The organism is Pseudomonas sp. BT76 TE3572 (genome assembly GCF_050435365.1).
GTDB lineage: Bacteria > Pseudomonadota > Gammaproteobacteria > Pseudomonadales > Pseudomonadaceae > Aquipseudomonas > Aquipseudomonas fluorescens_W.
The window spans coordinates 2,441,772-2,465,609 of the sequence record NZ_JBNDKE010000001.1; the positions used below are offsets into that span (position 1 = coordinate 2,441,772).

A 23,838-nucleotide genomic window follows, 5' to 3' on the forward strand; every position below is an offset into this window, starting at 1 on the left:
GCTTTCCTGCCAGTACACCCGCGAATCCCTATTTGCTTTTCCTTCAGCAGGAGAGTTGCACCATGCACTCACATTCAACACGCTTGGCCCTTGTACTCGCGCTGGCGCTGACCGGCCCCCTCGCCCAGGCCCGCGACCTGACGGTGGTCGGTTTCGGTGGCGCCACGCAGGAAGCCTTCGACAAGGCCTGGTTCAAACCATTTGCCGCCCAAAGCGCCAAACCAGTCGTTCAAGACAGCTACGGCGGCGGTCTGGCCAAACAGAAAGCGATGGTCGAGTCGGGCAATCCGACCTGGGACCTGGTGCAGATGGACCAGAACGAAATGGAGCTGGCCTGCGAACAGGGCCTGCTCGAAGACCTCGACCACAAACAATTGAAGAATGCAGCCGAGGTCAATCCCGAGGCCTTTTCCGAGTGTGGTGTGGGCGCCTTCGTCTGGTCCGAAGTGATGACCTACGACCCGAAAAAATTCGGTGCCGACGGTCCGAAAAGCTGGGCTGATTTCTGGAACGTGCAGAAATGGCCAGGTAAACGTGGCTTGCGTAAACAAGCCCGCATGACCCTGGAAATTGCCCTGATGGCCGACGGCGTCGCACCGGCCGATGTCTACAAATTACTGGCGACCCCGGCAGGACAGAACCGCGCATTTGCCAAACTGGACGAAATCAAACCCTACATCCAATGGTGGGAAACCGGCGCTCAGCCGCTGGAATGGCTGGCCGCCGGTAACATCGCCGTGAGTGCCGCCTACAACGGCCGGATCGCCATCGCCAATCAACAGGGCAACCATTTCCCACTGATCTGGCAGCAACAGCTTTACAGCATGGACTACTGGACCATCATCAAGAACACCCCCAACAAAGCGGCCAGTTATCAGCTCCTCGACTACATCCTCGGCACCAAGGCCCAAAGCGATTTCGCCCACGCGATTCCCTACGGCATCGTCAACAGCAAGGCCATTGCGGCCATGGATGAGAAGACGGCCAGCGCATTGCCCAATGCCCCGGCCAACATGAAAGATGCCTTGCTGCTCGATACACCGTTCTGGGTCAACTACGAGGAAGACCTGATGAACCGGTTTACCCGCTGGGTCGCCCAGTAAACAGGCCTCAAGACCGCGCCGCCGATGACGACGGCGTGGTTCGAGTATGGTTTTATCAAGGTGGGTTTCACTATGTCCGTTTCCTCGATAGATGCACCGGCTCGCGTCGACACGCTGGCCATCGCCCATCATCAATCCAGCCGCCGCAAGCGCTGGGTATCGATGCTGCTGCTCTTGCCGCTGCTGGCTTACACCTGTGTTTTCTTTGCATTGCCGATCGGCATGATGTTCTATCGGGCCGTCAGCAACCCCGAACTGTTGCAAGCTTTCCCCTCGGCCATCGCGACAATGGCCGACGAGCAGACGAAAAATCCTGCGCAGCTGCCGGGCGACCGGGTGTTCGATGCGCTCGAGCAAGACTTCATCAATGCCCCCAGCAATGCGGTCATCGGTGAGGCGGCACGACGCCTCAACTACGAAAACAGCGGATATCGTTTCCTGGTCATGAACACTGCCCGCACTTATAGAAAGGCCTTGGAGAACCCGGACAATCAGAGTGCCCGTGAGCGTTTGGCCGCCATCGACCAGCGCTGGCTTTCACCCCAATTATGGGAGGACTTTCGCCGTGCCTCACCCGCCTATACGCCGTATTACCTGTTGGCGGCCCTGGACCTGAGGCAAACGGATCAAGGTGTTGCGCAGGTCGAAGAGAGTCAGCAGGTGTACCTGGACCTGACCTTCAAAACGTTGAAAATCGCGCTGATCGTCTCGCTGTTGTGTCTCTTGCTGGGCTTTCCGTTTGCCGCTTTGATGGTCAAGGCCTCGCCTTCCCTGCAAGTCCTGCTGTTCCTGGCGGTCATGCTGCCGTTCTGGACCTCGTTGTTGGCACGAACAACTGCCTGGATCGTGGTCTTGCAGGACAAGGGCATCGTCAACACGTTGCTGTTGCGCCTGGGCCTGATCGATCACCCGCTGCCGATGATTTTCAATCTGCCCGGCGTGTACATCGTGATGGTGCACATCCTTCTGCCATTCAGCGTGCTACCCCTGTACAACGTGATGAAAAACATTCCACCACATTTCATGCGCGCCTCGGCCTCGCTCGGTGCTCATCCCATACGCGGGTTCATTCGCGTTTATTTGCCCATGACCTTGACGGGAATCGGTTCCGGCACCCTGCTCACGTTCATCGTCGCGGCGGGTTACTACGTGACACCGACCCTAGTGGGCAGTGCACGCGAACAGATGCTCGGCTATTTCATTGCGTTCTACACCAATACCACGGTCAATTGGGGCATGGCCTCGGCACTGGGGCTGGTGCTGATTTCCTGCGTGATGGTCATTTACCTGCTGGCTGCACGCCTGGTGGGTGTTCGCCAGATTGCCGGCCTGCGCTGAAGGAGCTCCCATGAACCATTTCATACAGGCTTACCTCGCCCGCAAGGCTCACGTATTGTTCGGACTATTGATGAGTATTTTCATGATCGCTCCCTTGTTGGCGGTGGTCCCGATTTCATTCAGCAGTGGCACGTTCCTCTCCTATCCGCTTCCGGGACTGTCCCTGCAATGGTATGAACGGGTATTCACCAGCGGTCCCTGGATGCAAGCGCTGAGCAACAGCCTGTGGGTCGGCATCGCCTCCACTCTGTTGGCGACGCTGCTGGGCACGCTGGCCGCGCTTGCCTTTGCACGACGCAACCTGCCGGCCGCCAGCGGAATGCTCGGTCTGCTGATTTCACCGATGATTTTCCCTCCGGTGATCTCCGGGCTGGGCATGTATTTCCTCTTCGGCAAACTGGGCCTGACCGGAACCCTGTCCGGTCTGATTCTGGCCCACACGGTACTGGCCACGCCTTTCGTCCTGATCAGCGTAGCCGCCAGTCTTCAGGGTTTCGACATGACCCTGCTCAAGGCCGCCGCCATGTCCGGCGCCTCGCCGGTGCGGGCCTTCACAGGCATCGCTTTGCCAATCATCGCGCCCGGCGTGATATCGGGCGCACTCTTCGCCTTCATGACATCGTTCGATGAAATCGTCGTGGTGCTGTTCATCGGCGGGCCCAGCCAAAGGACCTTGCCTCGCCAAATGTTCGATGGCATACGCGACACCATCGACCCCTCGATTCTCGCCATGTCGACATTGTTGTTACTGGTGGGCATCGTCGGGCTTATGACCACTACCTGGCTGACCTTGCGTGCACAACGCACCGCTCGCCAACTCAAGGAGCAATAACGGATGAGCATGTATATCGTGACCGGCGGCACCCAGGGCATCGGCGCCGCCACCGTGGAGCAGTTGATCGGCCAGGGCTTGTCGGTTGTGTTCACTGGACGAGATGTCGAGGCGGGGGAACGGCTCGTCCAACGCCTGCCGGGCAGCACGTTCGTGGCGGGTGATGTGCGGCAAGAGGCCGATTGTCAGCGAGTGGTCGATCGTGCACTGGAACTGGGCAACGGCTCATTACAAGGTCTGGTCAACAACGCCGGCATGGCCGGACGCAAGGCGCTCACGCAGACCTCGCAGCTGGAATGGGACACCATGTTCGAGGTCAACACCCGCTCGGCATTTTTCTTTATCAAGCATGCCTTGCCCGGCTTGCAGGCGGGTAATGGAGCGGTGGTGAATGTGTCGTCGATCGCCGGCAAGGCTGGCGAAGAGGGACTGGCCACTTACTGCGCCAGCAAGGCCGCATTGATTGGCCTGACTCAGGCACTGGCCCTCGAATATGGCGCAAGCGTGCGTTTTAACGCGGTTTGTCCCGGCCAGATTGCCACCCGCATGATGGGAGCGATTATGCAGGACGCACCTCGTCTTGCCGCCCTGACTGCACGGATCCCCGCCGGTCGTCTGGCCGCGCCCGAAGAGGTGGCCCAGGCGATTTGCTGGTTACTGTCGTCGGCGTCCAGCTATGTCAACGGTACGGTGTTGACGGTGGACGGTGGCGAGACAGCGGGGCTGAGAACCCCGCCGAGTCACACCGCGCAAGCTTCCCGCTAATACACGTCGTCATTCTTCGCGAGCAACGCGGGAGCGAAACTGCCCGCGATTGCTGTGCGTCAGGCGGCATCTTTATCGATTGGACGGCCACCATCGCGAGCAAGCTCGCTCCCACAGGAAATCTTCGGTGGGCACAACATCTCCTCAACCAAGCACCTGACGACCGGCACCAAAAATCATTTGCCACAAAATATTACCTGCGTCATATTACACGCGTAATAAAGACCCGTTTCCCACAGGTAATCTCCATGACCAGCATGCCCAGCCTTGAACCCGACCTTGCTGTCCCGGTGAGCACACCCAAGCCTCCCCTGCTCAAACGGTTGATCTTGCTCGCTGCGGTCATCGCTGCCCTGGTGTTCGCCGGGCTGTACGCGACTCACTGGTGGACCGCCGGCCGTTTCATCGAAGAGACCGACGACGCCTACATCGGCGGCGATGTGACGGTGATCGGGCCGAAAGTCGCTGGGTACATCGAAGAAGTCTTGGTCACCGATAACCAGAAGGTGAAGGCCGGCGATGTGTTGATTCGCCTCGACTCCCGCGATTACCGCGCCAACCTGGCCAAGGCCGAAGGTGCGGTGGCCGCCGAAGAAGCGCTGCTCGCCAACCTCGATGCCACCGAACAATTGCAACACGCGGTGATCGGCCAGGCCCGCGCCGGGATCGATGCCGCCGGTGCTGAAACCGCCCGTTCACGGGATGACGATGCTCGCTATAAAAAACTGGTCGGCAGCAATGCCGTCTCGGTGGAAAGCGCCCAACGCGCCAACGCCACCTTCAAGACCGCCCAAGCCCTCAGCGCCCGGGCCCAAGCTGAACTGCTGGCAGCGCAACGTCAGCTGAACGTGATCGAAACCCAGAAACAGCAAGCCCGCGCCGCGCTGATGCAGGCCCGTGCCGAACGTGATCTGGCGCAATTGAACGTGGGTTACACCGAACTGAAAGCCCCGGTAGACGGTGTGATCGGCAATCGTCGGGCGCGAGTCGGCGCCTATGCCCAGGCCGGTTCGCAACTGCTGTCGGTGGTACCGGTCAGCGGGCTGTGGGTCGATGCCAACTTTAAGGAAGATCAACTGGCGAGGATGACGCCGGGGCAACGGGTGATCATTCATGCCGACGTGCTCTCGGGGCAGGAATTCCACGGTCATCTGGACAGCCTCGCGCCGGCCAGCGGCTCGCAGTTCAGCGTGCTGCCGCCGGAAAACGCCACCGGCAACTTCACCAAAATCGTCCAGCGGGTGCCGGTGCGCATCGTGCTTGATCCGGCCGATGGCGTGCTCGGCCATCTGCGTCCAGGCCTATCGGTCACCGCTGAAGTGGACACTCGCCAGGAACCTGCAACCCCGGCCGTGGCCAGCGCACCATGAGCCGCGCCCTCACCATCCCCGCGCAACCGTTCAATGCCGCCGACATGGCGACGGCGACCAAGGTGTTCGCCTTCGCCACCATGTGCATCGGCATGTTCATTGCGCTGCTGGATATCCAGATCGTCTCGGCGTCGTTGCGTGACATTGGCGGCGGACTCTCGGCCGGCACCGACGAAACGGCGTGGGTGCAAACCAGTTACCTGATCGCCGAAATCATCGTGATTCCGCTGTCTGGCTGGCTGTCGCGAGTGTTCTCGACGCGTTGGTTGTTCTGCGCTTCCGCGGTGGGTTTCACCCTGGCCAGTCTGCTCTGCGGCGCGGCCTGGAACATTCAGAGCATGATCGCCTTCCGCGCCCTGCAAGGGTTTCTCGGCGGTTCGATGATCCCGCTGGTGTTCACCACCGCGTTCTTTTTCTTCACCGGCAAACAACGGGTGATCGCGGCTGCAACCATTGGCGCGGTGGCCTCTTTGGCCCCGACTCTGGGGCCGGTAATCGGCGGCTGGATCACCGATGTTTCTTCCTGGCACTGGCTGTTCTACATCAACCTGGTGCCGGGGATTTTCGTCGCGGTGGCGGTGCCGATGCTGGTGAAAATCGACCAGCCGGAATTGTCCCTGCTCAAAGGTGCTGACTACTTGAGCATGGTGTTCATGGCGCTGTTTCTCGGCTGCCTGGAATACACCCTCGAAGAAGGCCCGCGCTGGAACTGGTTCAGCGACAGCACCATTCTGACCACGGCATGGATCAGCGGACTGGCCGGCCTGGCGTTCATCGGTAGAACCCTGCACGTCGCCAATCCGATCGTCGATTTACGCGCCTTGAAAGACCGTAACTTCGCCCTCGGCTGCTTCTTTTCGTTTGTCACCGGGATCGGCCTGTTCGCCACCATTTACCTGACGCCGCTGTTTCTCGGCCGGGTGCGTGGCTATGGCGCACTGGACATTGGTCTGGCGGTTTTCTCCACCGGGGTGTTCCAGATCATGGCGATTCCGCTGTACGCCTTTCTGGCCAACCGCATCGATCTGCGCTGGATCATGATGACCGGCCTTGGGTTGTTCGCGTTGTCGATGTGGGATTTCAGCCCGATCACCCATGACTGGGGGGCTAAGGAATTGATGCTGCCGCAAGCGCTGCGCGGGATTGCCCAGCAATTGGCGGTGCCGCCAGCGGTAACGTTGACCTTGGGTGGTCTGGCACCGGCGCGGCTCAAACATGCTTCGGGGTTGTTCAATCTGATGCGAAACCTGGGGGGCGCCATTGGCATCGCCGCGTGCGCGACCATTCTGAATGACCGTACCAACCTGCACTTCACCCGGTTGGCGGAAAACCTCAACAGCACCAACGAAGCACTGAATCAGTGGCTGTCCCAGGTCGGCAACAACTTCGCCGCCCTTGGCCAGAGCGGCGATGCCGGCGTCACCGCCAGCCTGCATCAACTCTGGCTGCTGACCTATCGTGAAGCCCAGACACAGACCTACGGCGACGCGTTTCTGATGATCATGGTCTGCTTCATCATCGCCACGGCGATGGTGCCCTTGATGCGCAAGGTGCAACCACCGGCCGCGCCGTCAGCAGACGCTCATTGATCAGGCTTGAGGCATTTTGCGAAAGCCCACCGCCAAGCGGTTCCAGGCGTTAATGGTAGTAATGGCGACGGTCAGGTCGACCAGCTCCTTCGGGCTGAACTCGGACGCCGCCAGTTCGTAGTCTTCATCCGGCGCATGAGTCTGGCTCAGCAGGGTCAAGGATTCAGTCCACGCCAGCGCCGCACGTTCACGCGGTGTGAAGAACGGCGTCTCACGCCAGGCCGACAGTGTGTACAGACGGCGCTCGTCTTCACCGCCCTTGCGGGCATCGGCGCTGTGCATATCCAGGCAGAAAGCGCAGCCGTTGATTTGCGAGGTGCGCAGTTTGACCAGTTCGATCAGGTTCTTTTCCAGCGGCAGCTTCGAAACAGCGGTTTCCAGCGCGATCATGGCTTTGAGGGCGTCGGGGGAAGCGGTGTAGAAATCGATGCGAGGTTTCATGACGGGCTCCAGCTACAAAAGTGGGTGTGGAGCTACGTTAATCCCGCGCCGGCCTGCGGCAAATAGCCAATTATTGGGAAGTTGGGGAAGCCAATGACCGCTTGAAAATAATCTAGATGGGTAATTGCCATCACCGCACCGACACCACTAGAATGCGATTAATTCCTGATAACGCGGCCGGGACGCCGGAAACGAGTACCTCCTGCTCATGTCGTCCTCTTCCGAAATGCCTTTGCCACCGACTACTTCGCCGAATTCCGAATCGCGTTGGCAGCTGGAATCCTTATTGTGGGAAATGCCGGAACAGGCGCGCGAAGCCTTTCTGCTCGCCCAGATTCATGGACATGGCCGCGCCCGGATCGCAGCGCGGCGGTCGGCGTACAAAAAACCGCTGACGCGTCGACAAACCCTGGCTTATCTGGCCTTGCTGTTGATCGCCGGCCCCGTCGGCATGATTTGGCAACATGCGCCGTTCGAGTACTGGAACAGTCATGACCGTACCCTGGTCGGCGCACCGCTCGTTCGCCAGGCGCCTGCCGCCGACTCACTCGATTGCACCCGCGCCCATGACCTTCAAGCCCCTACGCTCGATTGCGCAGCCACTGCAAAAATCCCTTCTTCGCCACAACCTTAGGCACTTCCTGGGTCAACGTCTGAGCCTTGTTCAAGCGGAAATCCAGTAACGCCTTCATCGCTTCGCTGATGTCATGTCGCGCATCCAGACACGGTTTTAGGTATTCCTTCTCGATCCGGTACAAGCTGCAGAACGTCTTGGCACTGAAGTCCGCCGGCATCGCCGTATCCGACAAAATCCCGCCCTCGCCGATCACCTCCCCCGGCCCCATGCGCCCGGTTTCGAACTTGACCCCGCCACGGCTCAGCTCCACCGACACCACACCTGATTCGATGATGAACAAATGATCGCTGACCTCCCCCGCCGGCAGGATCATTTCACCCGCGCGGAAGTTTTGCAGGGTCATGTTCTGGCTGAAGGTGTCTTTCTCTTCCTGACGCAGGGTCGAGAAAATGCTCGACGCATCCAGCAATGCCCGTGGCCGTGAGAGGTTGGCAGGTGCAGTCGGTTCGACGCTCGACAACAGGCTGACGCCGCTGGCCTGCAAGTGCCGGAATGCCAGGTCGAACAGCAGATTACGGACCATGCGTTTCTGGTCCATGGAGACCACGAAACCACTGATTTCGTATTCCACGCCGGTGGCGCTGGAACCTTTCAACGCGACACACGGCGCCGGTTTGTTCAGCAGATAACGGCAGCCCTGCATCGCCCGTTCCAGCGCGTCGATCACCGTTTGCGGACGCGCATGCGGGCTCAGTTGCAGGCTGATGGATACGCCGAAAATGTCACTGGGCCGGCTGAAGTTGATGATCTTGGCCTTCGCCGCCAGGGAGTTGGGGATCACCGCCATGCTGCCTTGGGACGTTTGCAGGCGTGTCGCGCGCCAGTCGATATCGATGACCCGACCTTCGGTGCCGTCGATCGAGATCCAGTCATCCAGTTGATAGGGCTTGGTGGTGTTGAGGACGATCCCGGAGAACACGTCGCTGAGGGTACTTTGCAAGGCCAGGCCGACGATGATCGCTAACGCGCCGGAGGTCGCCAGCACGCCTTTGACCGGCAGATCGAGGACATACGCGAGGGCGGCGATGATCGCGATCAGGAAAATCACCGCGCCGAGCAAATCCTGGAGCAAGCGCCCGGTGTGCCCGACCCGTTGCATCATCACCGCGCCGATCAGCACCGTCAGGGTGCGCGCGCCGAACAGCCACCAGCCGATCTGCAATCCTGTCGCCGCCAGGTGCAGCGGGACGTTGTCGGCCCATGGCGCCGTCTCCATGGGGTTCAGGCCTTCGTTGAACAGCAGGACACTGAACAACGAAAAAATCACCAACCGCACAAACAGTTTCCAGTTGCTGCCATTGGCACTGAGCAGGCGCCACAGCCCCAGGTCGATAAGGATCAAAGCCATCGCGCAGATCAATGGGTGATCGGTAAGCAGTGACAGCATCAAGCAACTCCAGCCATGTACGGATGGGCACAGTGTAGGAGCAATTGGTGGCCTGAGAACAACACAAAACACTGTGGGAGCGGGCTTGCCCGCGATGGCGGCCTTTCAGTCAACATTGCAGTGACTGATCGATCGCTATCGCGGGCAAGCCCGCTCCCACAGGTGATGTGTGTTGTCAGGGTTACTTGCTGTTAGTCAGCGCGTTGTAGCTGGTAAACAGGTTGCGGTAGTCCGGGATGTGGTTGGAGAACAAGGTGCCCAAGCCTTCCACATCGTTGCGCCAGTCGCGATGCAGCTCACAGGCCAGGCCGAACCAGGTCATCAACTGTGCGCCGGAGGCCGACATGCGGTCCCAGGCCGATTGACGGGTCAGTTCGTTGAAGGTGCCGGAAGCGTCAGTCACCACGAACACCTCGAAGCCTTCAGCCAGTGCCGACAGCGCCGGGAACGCCACGCACACTTCGGTTACCACGCCGGCGATGATCAGTTGTTTCTTGCCGGTGGCCTTGATCGCCTTGACGAAATCTTCGTTGTCCCAGGCATTGATCTGGCCAGGACGAGCGATGTACGGCGCGTCCGGGAACAGCGCCTTGAGCTCGGGCACCAGCGGACCGTTAGGGCCGGTTTCGAAACTGGTGGTGAGGATGGTCGGCAACTTGAAGTACTTGGCCAGGTCAGCCAGGGCCAACACGTTGTTCTTGAAACGGTCCGGCTCGATGTCGCGCACCAGAGAAAGCAGACCCGCCTGGTGATCAACCAACAGAACGGCGGCGTTATCCTTGTCGAGACGTTTGTAAGAGGTAGTCATGGGAGTAATCCTCGCTTTTTATCGATGCCGAACGGGCCGGCGTGAGAGAAACCTGATAGTTCGTTAAAACGCGGCCAAGCAAGGGTAGTCGCCCACACCCGACACGCCACAGCGTTACAACAATGAGTTCATCAGCTCATCCGACCAAACCGGCCTGACTGGAAGTCAGCGAAGGCCTGGTGGATTTCCTGCTCGTTGTTCATCACGAACGGACCGTGACCGACGATGGGTTCGTCGATCGGCTCGCCACTGAGCAGCAACACGACGGCATCGTTATTGGCTTCCAGGCTGAGCTGCTGGCCATTGCGTTCGAACAACGCCAACTGCCCTTCGCGCACCAGTTCCACACCGTTGACCTGAACCGTGCCTCGCAACACTACCAGTGCCGTGTTACGACCTTCGTGCAGGTCCAGGGTCAGCAACTTGCCGCCGTTGAGGCGCAGGTCCCAGACGTCAATCGGGGTAAACGTACGCGCCGGGCCGGTGTGGCCATCGAACTCACCGGCGATCAAGCGCAGGCTGCCGGCCTGGTCCTTGAGCGGGATGCTCGGGATGTCGCCATCGAGAATCGTCTGGTAACCGGCGTCGGCCATTTTGTCCTTGGCCGGCAGGTTGACCCACAGCTGCACCATTTCCAGGGTGCCGCCGGTTTTGGCGAAACCTTCCGAGTGGAACTCTTCGTGGAGAATCCCGGAGGCTGCGGTCATCCATTGCACGTCGCCTGGGCCGATCTTGCCGCCGCTGCCGGTGGAGTCGCGGTGCTCCAGTTCGCCCTTATAAACGATAGTCACGGTTTCGAAACCGCGGTGTGGATGCTGACCAACGCCACGACGCTCGGTGGTCGGGGTGAATTCAGCGGGACCGGCGTGATCGAGCAGCAAGAACGGGCTGATGTGCTTGCCCAGGTTGTCGTAGGAAAACAGCGTGCGAACCGGAAAACCGTCGCCGACCCAATGGGTCCGTGGGCTGGTGTAGATGCCGATGATACTTTTCATTCCGCCTCCGAATCTGGTGTGTGACGCGATGGACAAAGCTTAAAACTGAACCCTTTGATGCACTAGACTGCAAAAATCAGCCTTAGCGTTCTATATGGAGAACGATGGTGGAAGACCTCAACACCCTCTACTACTTCACCCAAGTGGTGGAACACCACGGTTTCGCCCCGGCCGGTCGGGCGCTGGACATGCCCAAATCGAAGCTCAGCCGGCGGATTGCCGAGCTCGAAGAGCGCCTCGGTGTACGCCTGCTGCACCGCACCAGCCGGCACTGTTCACTGACGGAAATCGGCCAGGCCTATTACCAGCGTTGCCTGGCGATGCGCGTGGAAGCGGAAAGCGCTGCCGAACTGATCGAACGCAACCGCTCCGAACCCCAGGGCCTGGTGCGCATCAGTTGCCCGACCGCGCTGCTCAACTCCTGGGTCGGGCCGATGCTGACCCGCTACATGCTCAAGTATCCGCTGGTGGAGTTGTTCATCGAGAGCACCAACCGCCGGGTCGACTTGATCCACGAGGGGTTCGACATCGCCCTGCGGGTGCGCTTTCCGCCACTGGAAAACACCGACATGGTGATGAAGGTACTGGGCAACAGCACCCAGTGCCTGGTGGGCAGTCCGGCCTTCGTGTCGCGCCTGTCATCACCGGCCTCCCCGGCCGACCTCAGCGGGTTGCCGAGCCTGCATTGGGGCGCGGCGCAGCGTGAATATCAGTGGGAATTGTTTGGGCCCGATGGCGCCAGCGCGGTGATCCGGCATGCGCCACGAATGGTCACCGATGACCTGTTGGCGTTGCGTCACGCCGTGGTGGCCGGAATCGGCATCGCTCACCTGCCCAGCGTGGTGGTGCGCGATGACATTGCCGCGGGCCGGCTGGTGGAACTGGTGCCGGGTTGGGCACCGAAATGCGGGATCGTGCATGCCATCTTCCCTTCACGCCGTGGGCTGCTGCCGTCGGTGCGCGCATTGATCGACTTTCTGGGTGAGGAATTCAGCCACAGCGATATTGCTTAGAAGCCCGTACACACTCCATGTAGCAGCTGGCGAAGCCTGCGTTCGGCTGCGCAGCAGTCGTAAATCCGGAGCACGCGGTGTGCCTGATACAACGCGCTGTCTGATTTTACGACTGCTGCGCAGCCGAACGCAGGCTTCGCCAGCTGCTACAAGTCCCGTAACGACAGGGGTAGCGGAGTTTTTATTTCGGACATAATATTGTCCGGGATTACAACCATAATATCCATTCCAGCCCGAGGACATGCCCATGCAAAGCCCGAACCGCGAAGCCACGCTCGCCCAATGGATCGCCCAGGAACAAGCTATGCGCGATCGCCTCGCCGGCCCGGGCAGTCTGTCCATGGCCGAGGTCAGCGCCCTGTCACCCGCCGAGTTTTTCGAAGGCATCGGCAACGGTGAACTGCCCTCCCCACCTATCGGCACGCTGATGGACTTCATCCCGATCGAATGGTCCGCCGGAATGTTCATCTTTCAGGGCACGCCGGATTCGCGGCATTACAACCCGTTGGGCAGCGTGCATGGCGGCTATGCCGCGACTTTGCTGGATTCGTGCATGGGCTGTGCGATTCATACGCAACTGAAAAAGGGTCAGGGTTACACGACGCTGGATTTGCGGATCAGCTATGTTCGTGCGTTGAACCATGCCAGCGGACCGGTGCGGGCCGAGGGCAAGATTATTCATCTGGGGCGTTCGACGGCGTTGGCCGAGGGGCGGATTTATGACGTGGATGGGCGGTTGTATGCGACGGGGTCGACCACCTGCATGATTCTTGAGAATCGGGGATAGCGCTCAAGATCACAAAATCGCAGCCTCGTTTCACTCGACAGCTGCTACAGGGGATTGCGTACGCTGTAGCAGCTGTCGAGTGAAACGAGGCTGCGATCTTTCGATTCATGACTTGCGGTAAACATTGCTTTGCCGATCCAGCGGTTTTTCTCATGGGTGCGGGCGCGGATACTCCTGCCCATTCCCACTGCAACCCCTGGAGTCATTGATGTCTATTCCCGCATTCGGCCTTGGTACGTTTCGCTTGCAAGGCCAGGTGGTCATCGATTCGGTGAGCACTGGCCTGGAACTGGGCTATCGAGTCATCGATACCGCGCAAATCTACGAGAACGAAGCCGAGGTCGGCGAGGCCATTGCCGCCAGCGGCATTGCCCGTGACGAGTTGTTCATCACCAGCAAGATCTGGGTCGCCAACTTCGCCGGGGACCGCCTGATCGACAGCCTCAAGGAAAGCCTGCAAAAGTTGCAAACCGACTACCTGGACCTGACGCTGATCCATTGGCCGTCCCCGGAAGATCAGGTGCCGGTCGAGGAATTCATGGGCGCCCTGCTCGAAGCCAAACAACTGGGCCTGACCCGGCAGATCGGTGTGTCCAACTTCACCGTCGACCTGATGAAACAGGCGATCGCCGCGGTCGGTGCCGAACACATCGCAACCAACCAGATCGAATTGCACCCCTACCTGCAAAACCGCAAGGTCGTCGAATTCGCGCAGAGCCAGGGCATCCAGATCACCTCGTACATGACCCTCGCGTACGGCGAAGTGCTGAAAGACCCGGTGATCCAGCAGATCGCCGATCGCCTTCAAGCGACACCGGCACACGTCACCCTGGCCTGGGCCATGCAACTGGGTTACGCCGTGATCCCTTCATCGACCAAACGCGCCAACCTCGCCAGCAACCTGAAAGCTTGCGCCATGACCTTGAGCGACGCCGACATGGCGCTGATCGCGGGTCTGGATCGTGGTCATCGTCTGACCAGCCCCAAAGGCATCGCGCCCCGCTGGGATTAAGCTTCGCCTTTCTGGAGGAGCAGATCCAGGCGTGCCATGGCGTGCTGCAATTGATCGACGGCCTCGTCGATCAACGCCGCGCGCCCCTCGGCGCAGGCACGCTCCAGATGTTCGCAGCACTCGATCAAACGTTTTGCACGAACCATCCGCGCGCCCCCTTTGATGCGGTGCGCCAGGTCTTGCAGCCGGTGGCGATTGCCACTGATGTGCGCTGCAAGCAGATCATCGCGATCGTAGAGGTTGGTTACGGCCAGTTCGCGCAACAACTGATTGATCAGCGTCCGGTCTTCACCGACGTAGAGCTCCAGGCCGGTCAAGTCGATCTCGGACGTTGCTTGCTCTTCAACCGGCGCTGGCGGCTCATTCACAAATCGGGACGCCAGCCAGGCACTCAGATCTGCCAACCGGATCGGTTTGAACAGACAGTCGTCCATGCCCGCTTCAAGGCAACGGATCTTTTCCTCCGGCTGCGCATTGGCGCTAAACCCAAGAATCAGCGTGGGTGGCAAGCCATTAGCGCGCTCTTCATCGCGTATCGCACCCGCCAATTCATAACCATTGACCACCGGCATGTTGCAATCGGTGATGACCAGATCGAGCTCATGCTCGCGCCACGTCACAAGACCACGCTCACCATTCTCAACCTCCCGCACCTGATGCCCCAGGTAGCTCAGCTGCCGTGAGAGCAACAATCGATTGGCCGGGTAATCGTCGACCACCAGAATCGTCAGCAGCCGAGTGGCCACCGGCAATCCGCTATCGGCCCACTCGCCGCAGGTCAACGGTTGCAACGCAATCAGATCAAAACTGATGTCGACCTGCGTACCCAGTCCGAGGACGCTATCGAACTGCAATCGGCCGCCCATCATTTCGCACAGCGTGCGGCTGATCACCAGTCCCAGGCCGGAGCCCGTGTGGCCTGACTGCTGGCTGTTACCGGCCTGCACAAACGGGCTGAACAGACGTTGCTGATCGGCCACACTGACACCGATGCCGCTGTCCTCGATACGTACACTGACGGCCAGATGCCCCGACATACCGGGCTCTACTCGCAGTGTCAGACTCACTTCACCTTCACGGGTGAACTTGATCGCGTTGCTCAGCAGATTGGACAGCACCTGCTTGAAGCGCGTGGGGTCGACTAACACGTCACGATCGCTGTGTTCGGCCAATTCGACCCGCCAGTGCAAGTTCTTCTGCCGTGCCAGGCCTTCGAAAACCCGGCACACCGACTCCACCAGCGTGCGTAGATTGGCCCGCTCAGGGGTCAGCGACAAATGCCCGGACTCGATGCGCGCGATGTCCAGGATGTCGCCGATCAACGCCAGCAATTGTTGCGCGGCATTGGAGGCCACTTCGATGGCGGAGCGATCAGTGAAGCCCTCTTCCGCTCGCTTCAGCGCCAGTTCGAGCATGCCGATCAGGGCATTCATCGGTGTGCGGATTTCATGGCTCATGGTCGCCAGAAAGGTGGTTTTGGCACGGTTGGCATCGTCGGCGGCGTTCTTGGCCTCCTGCAATTGCCCGAGCAGTTGTTGGCGTTGAGTGATCTGCCGACGCTGCCAGGCAATCCAGGCCAGTGCGAGCAACAGCAAAGCGCCCGCAGCGGCAAACGCCTGGAGAATGCCTTGGCGATGACGCAGCCAGTAGCTGTCATCGACCACCACGTCATTGCTCCAGCGGGCTAACAGCTCATCCATCTCCCGAGGCGAAATGCTCAGCAGTGCCTTGTTCAGAATCGAGTGCAACTCCAGCGCACCACGACTGGTGGCCAGAGCGATACGCGCCGGTTCATCGCCCACGGTGCTGCTGATGCGCAGACGCTCGCGGTATTGCCGGGTGATCAGATACCGAGCCACGATCAATGAGCTGACGGCCCCGTCGGCCTGGCCCTTGATCACCCATTCCATACCCTGCGCCGGACTCTGCACTTCGACCAGACGTACATTGGGCGCCCGAGCGCGAATGAACCCGAGCAACGGATGACCGCGATAAATCGCCAGGCGTTTACCGGCCATGTCCTCCAGGGTCCTGGGGCTTCCCGGGGTGGTCGCACTGACCAGTACAAACGGATTGTTCAAGTAGGCCCGAGTGAAACGCAGATCGACTTCGCGTTCGATACCGGGCGTGACCACAGGCAACACGTCGATCTTGCCGTCCTTGAGTTGCTGGATCTGCTGATCGAGGGAGTTACCCCGCTGCACTTTGAAGGTCAAGCCGCTGCGCTGGCTGATCAGCGTCAGCAATTGCGCGGTCAACCCGCTGAGTTGTCCCTGCGCATCGTAAAAAGTCAGCGGTGCAAAGTTTTCGACGGCTCCCACTTCCACCGTCGGATGTTGATCCAGCCAACGTTGTTCACTGGCGCTCAAACGTACCCGCTCTTGACCCGCCATGTTGGCTCTTCCGGCACTCCAGCGCTGCTCGATGGCCGTGCGCTGATCCATGGGAATCGCCGCCAGCGTCCTATCGACAATGCTCTTCAAACGAGGGTTGCCCCGGCTGAAAGCAAAGCCGAACGGATTGGCGTCCAGGCCGGAAGGCCCCACCAGGCGTACGTTACTGAGGTAGTTGTTATTGATGAGGTAATTGGCGCTGATGAAGTCCCCGAGGTACACATCATCCTGCCCGAACGCCACCGCCCCGATCGCGTCGAGTGCCGAGGGGTAGCGTTGCAAGCTCGCATCGGGATAGAAGGCTTCGACAGTCTGCGCCTGCAGGTAGTCATCGACCATGGCGATGCGCTTGCCCGCGAGATCGACGGGCATCCCGTCGTCCAGGCGGGTCACCAGCATCGGCTGATCTTCGGCATAGGCGCTGGATCGGGTCAGTTCGGGGTCAGCCGCCTCGAAGTTGTTGGACGTGCCGAGCAGGTCCAGATCATCGCGTTTGAGCGCATCCATGGCCGCCTCGCGCGTGCGATAACGAAGCACGTCGATTTTCACGTGCAGCAATTGCCCCAGCAGTGCGGCATAGTCGGCGGTGATGCCTTCCAGCTCATCAACGTTGCGCGTGATCTCGAACGGCGGGTAATCCGGCCCCGACACCCCGAGGCGCAAGACTCGTTTGTCACGCAACCATTCCCAGTCTTTTTCATCCAGCTGGACCTGATAACCCTCCACCGCGGAATGCCCCAGCACATGCAAAAGCTTTGGTTCATCGGCCGCCGTCACCGGTCCTCCCAGTACCCAGAACAGCAACAGAGCCCACAAACAATCGCGCATGACCGGGCTCACTCAGATCAGATGATTACGCTTGGCAAAATCCCTCAGGTACACCGCTGATTCCACGTTGAGTTTTCCAACCAGACGGGTCTTGTAGGTGCTGACGGTCTTGTGACTCAAGTGCATGACTTCAGCGATCGCCTTGTTACTGATGCCCCGGGCCAGATGCTGAAAGATCGTCAGTTCCCGGTCGGAAAGTTTATCGATCATCTGTTTTTCACTCAGTTGTATCGAGTTCAGCGACACCGACGCCGAGGGTAGCTGGGCGAAATAGGTGTAACCGGCCATCACGGCGTGCACGGCTCTGTGCAAGTGCTGCAGGTCATTGGACTTGGCGACATAGCCTGCGGCGCCGGCGTGCATGCAACGATCCTGATAAAACATGGGTTCCTGGGACGTGAAGACCAGTACTCGGCAGGGCACCCCACTGGTCTTGATCCGCGCCAGTACATCCAGCCCGTCGAGCGAGGGCATCACCAGGTCCAGTACCACCAGATCAGGCTTGTGTTCGCGGATCTTCGGCAAAACCTCACTACCACTCGCCGCTTCGTGTACTCGCTTGAAACCCTCCTGCACCAGTACGATTTTGACTGCGGCGCGAACCACCGGATGATCGTCCACAATCAGCACTGACTTCATGGCAACTCCCTGCAAAAAACACGACGATTGAGCAATCAATGCCCATGAGCCCGCCCCGGTTGAACGCAGCGACTGCGCAAAGACTCTTGCATGGAAAACCGGGCGCAACTACCTGACAGAAATGACAGTGCCGACGAACGGTAGACGAGGGTCGATGATCGCCATCAGCCGCTGAATGCACGCCTGATCAGGCAGCATTGCGTGGCTCACCTCAACCGTCTGTTGAACACACGCAGGAATGGGCGGCAGTTGCGCCTGCTGACCGTCATAGATCAAGGCGTGATGAACCTGTTGGTTATCAAGGAAAAAATCGAACAGGTTCAACGCCCCGCCCGCCAGCGAGGCGTTGATGACCACCAGATCAAATGGCTCGCAACCGTATTCGATCAGGGTCAACAGCTCTTCAAGGCTGTGTACCGGTGCTATCCGGTAGTAGTCGAGTTGATTGAACAGTCGCTCGACCTTCATGCGGTGAAAATGCAACTCGTCGGCGATCAGGATACGTAAGGCTTTGTTCGACAACGTGGGCCCCCAGGAGAGTGTCAGATTCGTGAGGGCGCAAGGCTACGGAAGACCCGTCGAGCTTTCTGTAGGACTTTTCCTAAATATGCACGCTTTATTGCCAGCCAAACCGGCGGATATAGAACCCTTTCACCGCCTGAGTCAGCGCCATGTATGCCAGCAGAATCACCGGCAGGAACACGAAGTACAGTGACGGCAGCGCCTGTAATTTGAAGTAGTGCGCCAGCGGTCCCATCGGCAGGAAGATGCCGACAGCCATGATGATTCCAGTCATCACCATCAGCGGCATCGCTGCGCGGCTTTGCAGGAACGGGATTTTCGGCGTGCGGATCATGTGCACGATCAGCGTTTGGGTCAGCAGCCCGACCACGAACCAGCCGGACTGGAACAGGGTTTGATGGTCCGGGGTATTGGCGTCGAAGACGTACCACATCAAGGCAAACGTGGTGATGTCGAAGATCGAGCTGATCGGTCCGAAAAACAGCATGAAACGCCCGACGTCCGCAGGCTGCCAGCGTTGTGGTGTTTTCAGCATGTCCTCGTCGACGTTATCGAACGGGATGGCGATCTGCGAAATGTCATAGAGCAGGTTCTGCACCAGCAGGTGCATCGGCAGCATTGGCAGGAACGGGATGAACGCACTGGCCACCAGCACCGAGAACACGTTGCCGAAGTTCGAGCTGGCGGTCATTTTGATGTACTTGAGCATGTTGGCGAAGGTCCGACGCCCTTCCAGCACGCCCTCCTCCAGCACCATCAGGCTTTTCTCCAGCAGGATGATGTCCGCCGCTTCCTTGGCGATGTCGACGGCGCTGTCCACCGAAATGCCGATGTCGGCGGTGCGCAGCGCGGGCGCGTCGTTGATGCCATCGCCCATGAAACCGACCACATGGCCGTTGCCCTTGAGCAAACGCACGATGCGTTCCTTGTGCGACGGGGTGAGTTTGGCGAAGACGTTGGTGGTCTCCACCGCTACCGCCAGTTCGGCGTCGCTCATGCGCTCGATGTCGTTGCCCATCAGCAGGCCTTGTTGCTCCAGGCCGACTTCGCGGCAAATCTTCGCGGTCACCAATTCGTTGTCGCCGGTCAGCACTTTTACGGCCACGCCGTGAGCGGCCAATGCCTTGAGGGCTGGTGCGGTGCTTTCCTTGGGTGGGTCGAGAAACGCCACGTAACCGATCAGCGTCAGCGCCTGTTCATCCGCCAGGCTGTAGGTATCGCGCCCTTCAATTATCGGCCGCGCTGCAACCGCTACCACGCGCAAGCCTTCGGCATTGAACGTGGCAGTGACCTGACGAATCCGCGCCAGCAATTCATCGCTCAGCGCTTCATCGACCTCGCCGTGACGCACCCGCGTGCACACCGCCAGCACTTCTTCCACCGCGCCTTTGCAGATCAGCAGGTGCGAATGATCACGCTCGGCGACCACCACCGACATCCGCCGACGGGTGAAGTCGAACGGGATCTCGTCGACCTTGCGAAACGCGGTGCCGACTTTCAGTTCACGGTGGATTTCCACGTGTTCGAGCACCGCCACGTCCAGCAGGTTTTTCAGGCCGGTCTGGTAGTAGCTGTTGAGGTAGGCCATTTCCAGAACGTCATCGGAATCGTTGCCCCAGACATCGACATTGCGCGCCAGGAAGATCTTGTCCTGAGTCAGGGTGCCGGTCTTGTCGGTGCACAGCACGTCCATGGCGCCAAAGTTCTGGATCGCGTCGAGGCGTTTGACGATGACTTTTTTACGCGACAGGAACACCGCGCCCTTGGCCAGGGTGGAGGTGACGATCATCGGCAACATTTCCGGGGTCAGGCCCACGGCAATCGACAGCGCAAACAGCAGTGCTTCGGTCCAGTCGCCCTTGGTGAAGCCGTTGATGAACAGCACCAACGGCGCCATCACGAACATGAACCGGATGAGCAGCCAGCTGACTTTGTTGACCCCGGTCTGGAACGAGGTGGGTGCGCGATCCGTAGCGCCAACCCGCTGGGCGAGTGCACCGAAATAGGTGTTGTTGCCGGTGGTGAGAATCACCGCCATGGCCGTGCCGGACACCACGTTGGTGCCCATGAACAGAATGTTGTCCAGGTCCAGCGGGTTGCGAGTGTCACTGTCCTGCTGACGACGGAATTTTTCCACCGGCATCGATTCGCCGGTCATCGCGGCCTGGCTGACGAACAAATCCTTGGCGCCGATCACCCGGCAATCGGCAGGAATCATGTCGCCGGCCGAGAGCACGATCAGGTCGCCTGGCACCAGTTGCTTGATCGGCAGTTCGGTACGTTGCGCATCCCGGCGCAATACCGTGGCGGTGTTGCTGACCATCGCTTTGAGCGCGTCGGCGGCCTGGTTGGATTTGGTTTCCTGCCAGAAGCGCAGCAAGGTCGAGAGCACCACCATGGAGAAAATCACGATGGCGGCTTTCATGTCTTCGGTCAGCCAGGAGATGACCGCGAGCAAGGTCAGCAGCAGGTTGAACGGGTTTTTGTAGCAGTGCCACAAGTGTGTCCACCACGGCAACGGCTGTTCGTGCTCGACTTCGTTGAGGCCGTACTGCACGCGCAGTGCATCGGCTTCGAGTTCACTCAAGCCATCGGTGTGGCTGCCGAGGTTGTTCAGCAGTTGGCCGGTGTCGCTGTTGGCAGCGCTCACCAGGGTTTGCGCCAGGGTGGGCGGCACCTCGCGGCTGACCGTGGTGTCGGTGAAGTTTTCCAGCAGCGCCAGGCGACGGAAGTGTCGGGCGATGTGGCGCGTGCGCAGGAATCCGGCGAAGAATTCTTTGAGCAGGGTCAGGTTCATGGCAGTTCCCCCAGGGTCAGCCGGGAAACCGTCGAGCAGGCGTGTCGATACGCCGCGATGACGACACAAAGTCGAACATCACGCACGGTTCAGCGTCGATGAGAGGGACGTCGGGACACGGACCAGGACTGGCCGCGATCGGGATGCCGCTGCTCGCTTTTCGGCGAGACAACGGCACAAACAGTGGCGCGTTATCTTGCCGGGAAGGTGCCGGTTATCGAAACCGGCCGACTACTGTCACTCGAACAAGTACCCACTGTGGGTCTCCGCTATTGATTGAAAACGCGCAAAGCTTACGCCCCGATTTCTGCAGAGTAAACGAAGCAAAGGCGTGTGACGGGGGAATCGCGGGGTTCTTCAGGAAGGGTTCAGCTTTCAACATTTGTGGTGCCTGTGAGGGCTCTATCCCGAGCAGGCTCGCTCCCACCTTTGGTCTCTGTCATACACAAAATCTGTGTTCACTGAAGATCCACTGTGGGAGCGAGCCTGCTCGCGATGACGGCCTTACAAACTCCGCAAATTAGCTGGCAGTCGCCAACAGTAAATCCATCACCGACCGACCATGCCCACGAGCCTTGCCATGGTCATACAACGAACCGGCAATTTCATCAGCGCGAATCGGCAGGATCGACAACAGCGTGTCGCTCAAGCCATGGCTGGCCTGGCAGAAGCCCTGCATATAGATGCCGGCCTTGCAGCGCTCGTCGGTGATCAGTTTGTAATTACGGTCGACCTCGAAATCGCCCAGGTACTGCTCCAGCGGCGCCAGCAGCTTGCGGTGCATCTGACGCTCGTAACCGGTGGCCAACACCACGGCGTCGTAATGACGGACGCTGACTTCACCCGTGGCGTTGTTGCGCACGGCCAACTCGATGCCGCGCTCGGTGGCGGTGGCTTTTTCGATAGTGGTCAGGGTACGGAATGCATGGCGCGCGATGCCCGAGACTTTTTGGCGATAGAAGATGCCGTAGATGCGCTCGATCAGGTCGATGTCCACCACCGAATAGTTGGTGTTGTGGTACTCGTTGACCAGACGCTCGCGCTCGCTGCTCGCCTGCTGGAACACCAGATCAGTGAACTCCGGCGAGAACACTTCGTTGACGAACGGGCTATCGTCCGCCGGCTTCAGGGCCGAGCCCCGCAGGATCATGTCCACCTGCACCGACGGGAAGCTGTCGTTCAAATCGATGAACGCTTCCGCCGCACTCTGCCCGCCACCGATGATCGCGATGCTCATCGGCTGGTTGTTCACGCACGGCTGCTTGGCCATCTGCGCCAGGTACTGGGAGTGGTGGAACACCCGGCTGTCCCCCTTGAGCGCCTTGAACGCTTCGGGAATACGCGGTGTGCCGCCGGCACTGACCACCACCGAACGGGCGGTGCGAACGTGCTGCTGACCGTGGGTATCGCGCGAGATCACCCGCAGCGCTTCGACCTGTTGATTGTGCAGCACCGGTTCGATGGTCAGCACTTCTTCGCCGTAGCGGCTCTGCGCTTCGAATTGCCCGGCGACCCAACGCAGGTAATCGTTGTACTCCATGCGGCACGGATAAAAGGTGCCCAGGTTGATGAAGTCCACCAGACGACCGTGGTGCTTGAGGTAGTTGACGAAGGAGTACGGGCTGGTCGGGTTGCGCAGGGTCACCAGGTCCTTGAGGAAGGAAATCTGCAACTCGCTCTGGGTCACCAGGGTGTTGCCGTGCCAGCGGTAGTCGGCCTGCTTGTCGAGAAACAGAACATCCAGCTCGCCCTGACTCGGCCCGCGCTCTTGCAGAGCGATGGCCAGCGCCAGGTTCGAAGGGCCGAAACCGACGCCGATCAGGTCGTGAACGATGGGCGATGCAATTGCCTGTGTCATTTCCAGTGTCCTCTGGATGAACCCCCGAAGCAGCGGGAGTAAGCCTAAGTGACCTGACCGGCCTTGAGCAGGACAGCAGATCGTCTGTTGAAGGGAACGAGGACAATGAAAAAAAATTTAATGCAGCTTGATTGATCGGGTCGGATCAGTGCGCATCCCATTGCCGCATCCGCACCCGGCAATGCTTCATCGCATTGACGATGTGTTTCTCCACCAGGGCCCGGGAAATGCCCAGGTGTTCGGCGATCTCTGGGTGCGACAGGCCATCGATCTTGCGCAGCAGGAAACTCTCGCGGCACAGCCGTGGCAATTCCGCCAATGCGCGCTGGAGCATTTCCAGGCGTTGACCGTGATCGAGGCTGTGATGAGGGGATGGGGTGAAGTAGCGCTCTTCGTTGTCGAGCACTTCCAGCGATTCGACCTGGCGCAGGGCATTGCGCCGATGGTCGTCGATCACCAGGTTGAGCGCGGTGCGATACAGAAACGCCCGAGGCTGCTCGATCGGCGTGTCGCTGGAGCGCTCCAATACCCGCAGATAAGCGTCATGCACCACATCCTCGGCCACCTGACGGTTGCCCAGCCTGGCGTTCAAAAAACACACCAGCTCGCGATAGTAGTTTTCCAACATGACTCCCGACCGCAGGGGTGCGGTTTCTGTCCTTGAGCCAGACCGGCAACCGCCGAAACAGGCAGTGGCACGATAGTGGCAGTTCAAGGTGCGTAA

At 59.7% G+C, this 23,838-nt stretch carries 20 protein-coding genes; 10 read left to right on the forward strand and 10 right to left on the reverse strand.

Translation table 11 applies throughout. The annotated features are described in order from the left end of the window. The first annotated feature begins 62 nt into the window (after window positions 1-62). The 6 genes from ABH912_RS11305 (at window position 63) to ABH912_RS11330 (ending at window position 6,997) form a co-directional block, all read left to right on the forward strand. Window positions 63-1,103: an ABC transporter substrate-binding protein gene (locus ABH912_RS11305; protein ID WP_429510683.1), complete on the forward strand. Its 1,041-nt coding sequence runs from the start codon at window positions 63-65 to the stop codon at window positions 1,101-1,103. Window positions 1,104-1,175: 72 nt separating this feature from the next. Beyond that, the gene (locus ABH912_RS11310; RefSeq protein WP_429510684.1) at window positions 1,176-2,441 is read left to right on the forward strand and encodes an ABC transporter permease; all 1,266 of its coding nucleotides are present in this window, start codon (window positions 1,176-1,178) and stop codon (window positions 2,439-2,441) included. Window positions 2,442-2,451: 10 nt separating this feature from the next. Further along, window positions 2,452-3,273: an ABC transporter permease gene (locus ABH912_RS11315; RefSeq protein ID WP_429510685.1), complete on the forward strand. Its 822-nt coding sequence runs from the start codon at window positions 2,452-2,454 to the stop codon at window positions 3,271-3,273. A gap of 3 nt (window positions 3,274-3,276) precedes the next feature. Further along, window positions 3,277-4,038, forward strand: a complete 762-nt coding sequence (locus tag ABH912_RS11320; RefSeq protein WP_429510686.1) for an SDR family NAD(P)-dependent oxidoreductase — start codon at window positions 3,277-3,279, stop codon at window positions 4,036-4,038. A 248-nt stretch (window positions 4,039-4,286) separates the two neighbouring features. Beyond that, complete coding sequence (locus ABH912_RS11325; protein WP_429510687.1) at window positions 4,287-5,408, forward strand: HlyD family secretion protein; 1,122 nt, start codon at window positions 4,287-4,289, stop codon at window positions 5,406-5,408. After that, on the forward strand, window positions 5,405-6,997 hold the full coding sequence (locus ABH912_RS11330) for a DHA2 family efflux MFS transporter permease subunit (protein WP_429510688.1): 1,593 nt from the start codon (window positions 5,405-5,407) through the stop codon (window positions 6,995-6,997). Before ABH912_RS11325 ends, ABH912_RS11330 begins: the two co-directional genes overlap by 4 nt. Here ABH912_RS11330 and ABH912_RS11335 read toward each other — a convergent pair whose 3' ends face one another. Next, window positions 6,998-7,438 (reverse strand): carboxymuconolactone decarboxylase family protein, encoded by a 441-nt coding sequence (locus tag ABH912_RS11335; protein WP_033061114.1) that lies wholly within the window; start codon window positions 7,436-7,438, stop codon window positions 6,998-7,000. A 208-nt stretch (window positions 7,439-7,646) separates the two neighbouring features. Here ABH912_RS11335 and ABH912_RS11340 point away from each other — a divergent pair, with 208 nt between their 5' ends. Next, window positions 7,647-8,072, forward strand: a complete 426-nt coding sequence (locus ABH912_RS11340; protein WP_156363960.1) for a hypothetical protein — start codon at window positions 7,647-7,649, stop codon at window positions 8,070-8,072. Here ABH912_RS11340 and ABH912_RS11345 read toward each other — a convergent pair. From ABH912_RS11345 to ABH912_RS11355, 3 genes are all read right to left on the reverse strand, one after another. Continuing rightward, window positions 8,020-9,462 carry a mechanosensitive ion channel domain-containing protein gene (locus ABH912_RS11345; protein ID WP_429510689.1) on the reverse strand — a complete coding sequence of 481 codons (1,443 nt, stop codon included), beginning with the start codon at window positions 9,460-9,462 and terminating at the stop codon, window positions 8,020-8,022. The genes ABH912_RS11340 and ABH912_RS11345 overlap by 53 nt on opposite strands. Window positions 9,463-9,643: 181 nt before the next feature. Beyond that, window positions 9,644-10,270 (reverse strand): isochorismate family cysteine hydrolase YcaC, encoded by a 627-nt coding sequence (ycaC, locus tag ABH912_RS11350; RefSeq protein ID WP_033061120.1) that lies wholly within the window; start codon window positions 10,268-10,270, stop codon window positions 9,644-9,646. Between the two features lie 131 nt (window positions 10,271-10,401). Beyond that, window positions 10,402-11,265, reverse strand: a complete 864-nt coding sequence (locus ABH912_RS11355) for a pirin family protein (RefSeq protein ID WP_429510690.1) — start codon at window positions 11,263-11,265, stop codon at window positions 10,402-10,404. 104 nt (window positions 11,266-11,369) lie between these two features. Between ABH912_RS11355 and ABH912_RS11360 the strand changes: the two genes are divergently transcribed. The 3 genes from ABH912_RS11360 to dkgB all read left to right on the forward strand — a co-directional run bounded on the left by ABH912_RS11360 (window position 11,370) and on the right by dkgB (window position 14,077). Then, window positions 11,370-12,278, forward strand: coding sequence for a LysR family transcriptional regulator (locus ABH912_RS11360; RefSeq protein ID WP_429510691.1), 909 nt, complete (start codon window positions 11,370-11,372; stop codon window positions 12,276-12,278). Window positions 12,279-12,525: 247 nt separating this feature from the next. Continuing rightward, complete coding sequence (locus ABH912_RS11365) at window positions 12,526-13,065, forward strand: PaaI family thioesterase (RefSeq protein WP_033061124.1); 540 nt, start codon at window positions 12,526-12,528, stop codon at window positions 13,063-13,065. Between the two features lie 208 nt (window positions 13,066-13,273). Further along, window positions 13,274-14,077, forward strand: a complete 804-nt coding sequence (gene dkgB / locus ABH912_RS11370) for a 2,5-didehydrogluconate reductase DkgB (protein ID WP_429510692.1) — start codon at window positions 13,274-13,276, stop codon at window positions 14,075-14,077. Here the strand turns inward: dkgB and ABH912_RS11375 are convergent. The 6 genes from ABH912_RS11375 to ABH912_RS11400 form a co-directional block, all read right to left on the reverse strand. Beyond that, window positions 14,074-17,298: a transporter substrate-binding domain-containing protein gene (locus tag ABH912_RS11375; protein WP_429510693.1), complete on the reverse strand. Its 3,225-nt coding sequence runs from the start codon at window positions 17,296-17,298 to the stop codon at window positions 14,074-14,076. The two genes, dkgB and ABH912_RS11375, sit on opposite strands and share 4 nt — an antisense overlap. A 12-nt stretch (window positions 17,299-17,310) precedes the next feature. Next, window positions 17,311-17,937, reverse strand: coding sequence for a response regulator transcription factor (locus ABH912_RS11380; protein WP_033061130.1), 627 nt, complete (start codon window positions 17,935-17,937; stop codon window positions 17,311-17,313). Between the two features lie 108 nt (window positions 17,938-18,045). Beyond that, a complete protein-coding gene (locus tag ABH912_RS11385) occupies window positions 18,046-18,459 on the reverse strand; it encodes a response regulator (protein WP_429510694.1) in 414 nt (137 codons plus the stop codon). 94 nt (window positions 18,460-18,553) lie between these two features. Then, on the reverse strand, window positions 18,554-21,256 hold the full coding sequence (mgtA, locus tag ABH912_RS11390; RefSeq protein WP_429510695.1) for a magnesium-translocating P-type ATPase: 2,703 nt from the start codon (window positions 21,254-21,256) through the stop codon (window positions 18,554-18,556). 520 nt (window positions 21,257-21,776) lie between these two features. Continuing rightward, the gene (locus ABH912_RS11395; protein WP_033061133.1) at window positions 21,777-23,114 is read right to left on the reverse strand and encodes a lysine N(6)-hydroxylase/L-ornithine N(5)-oxygenase family protein; all 1,338 of its coding nucleotides are present in this window, start codon (window positions 23,112-23,114) and stop codon (window positions 21,777-21,779) included. Window positions 23,115-23,259: 145 nt separating this feature from the next. Further along, complete coding sequence (locus ABH912_RS11400) at window positions 23,260-23,742, reverse strand: sigma-70 family RNA polymerase sigma factor (protein WP_429510696.1); 483 nt, start codon at window positions 23,740-23,742, stop codon at window positions 23,260-23,262. Between the last annotated feature and the right edge of the window lie 96 nt (window positions 23,743-23,838).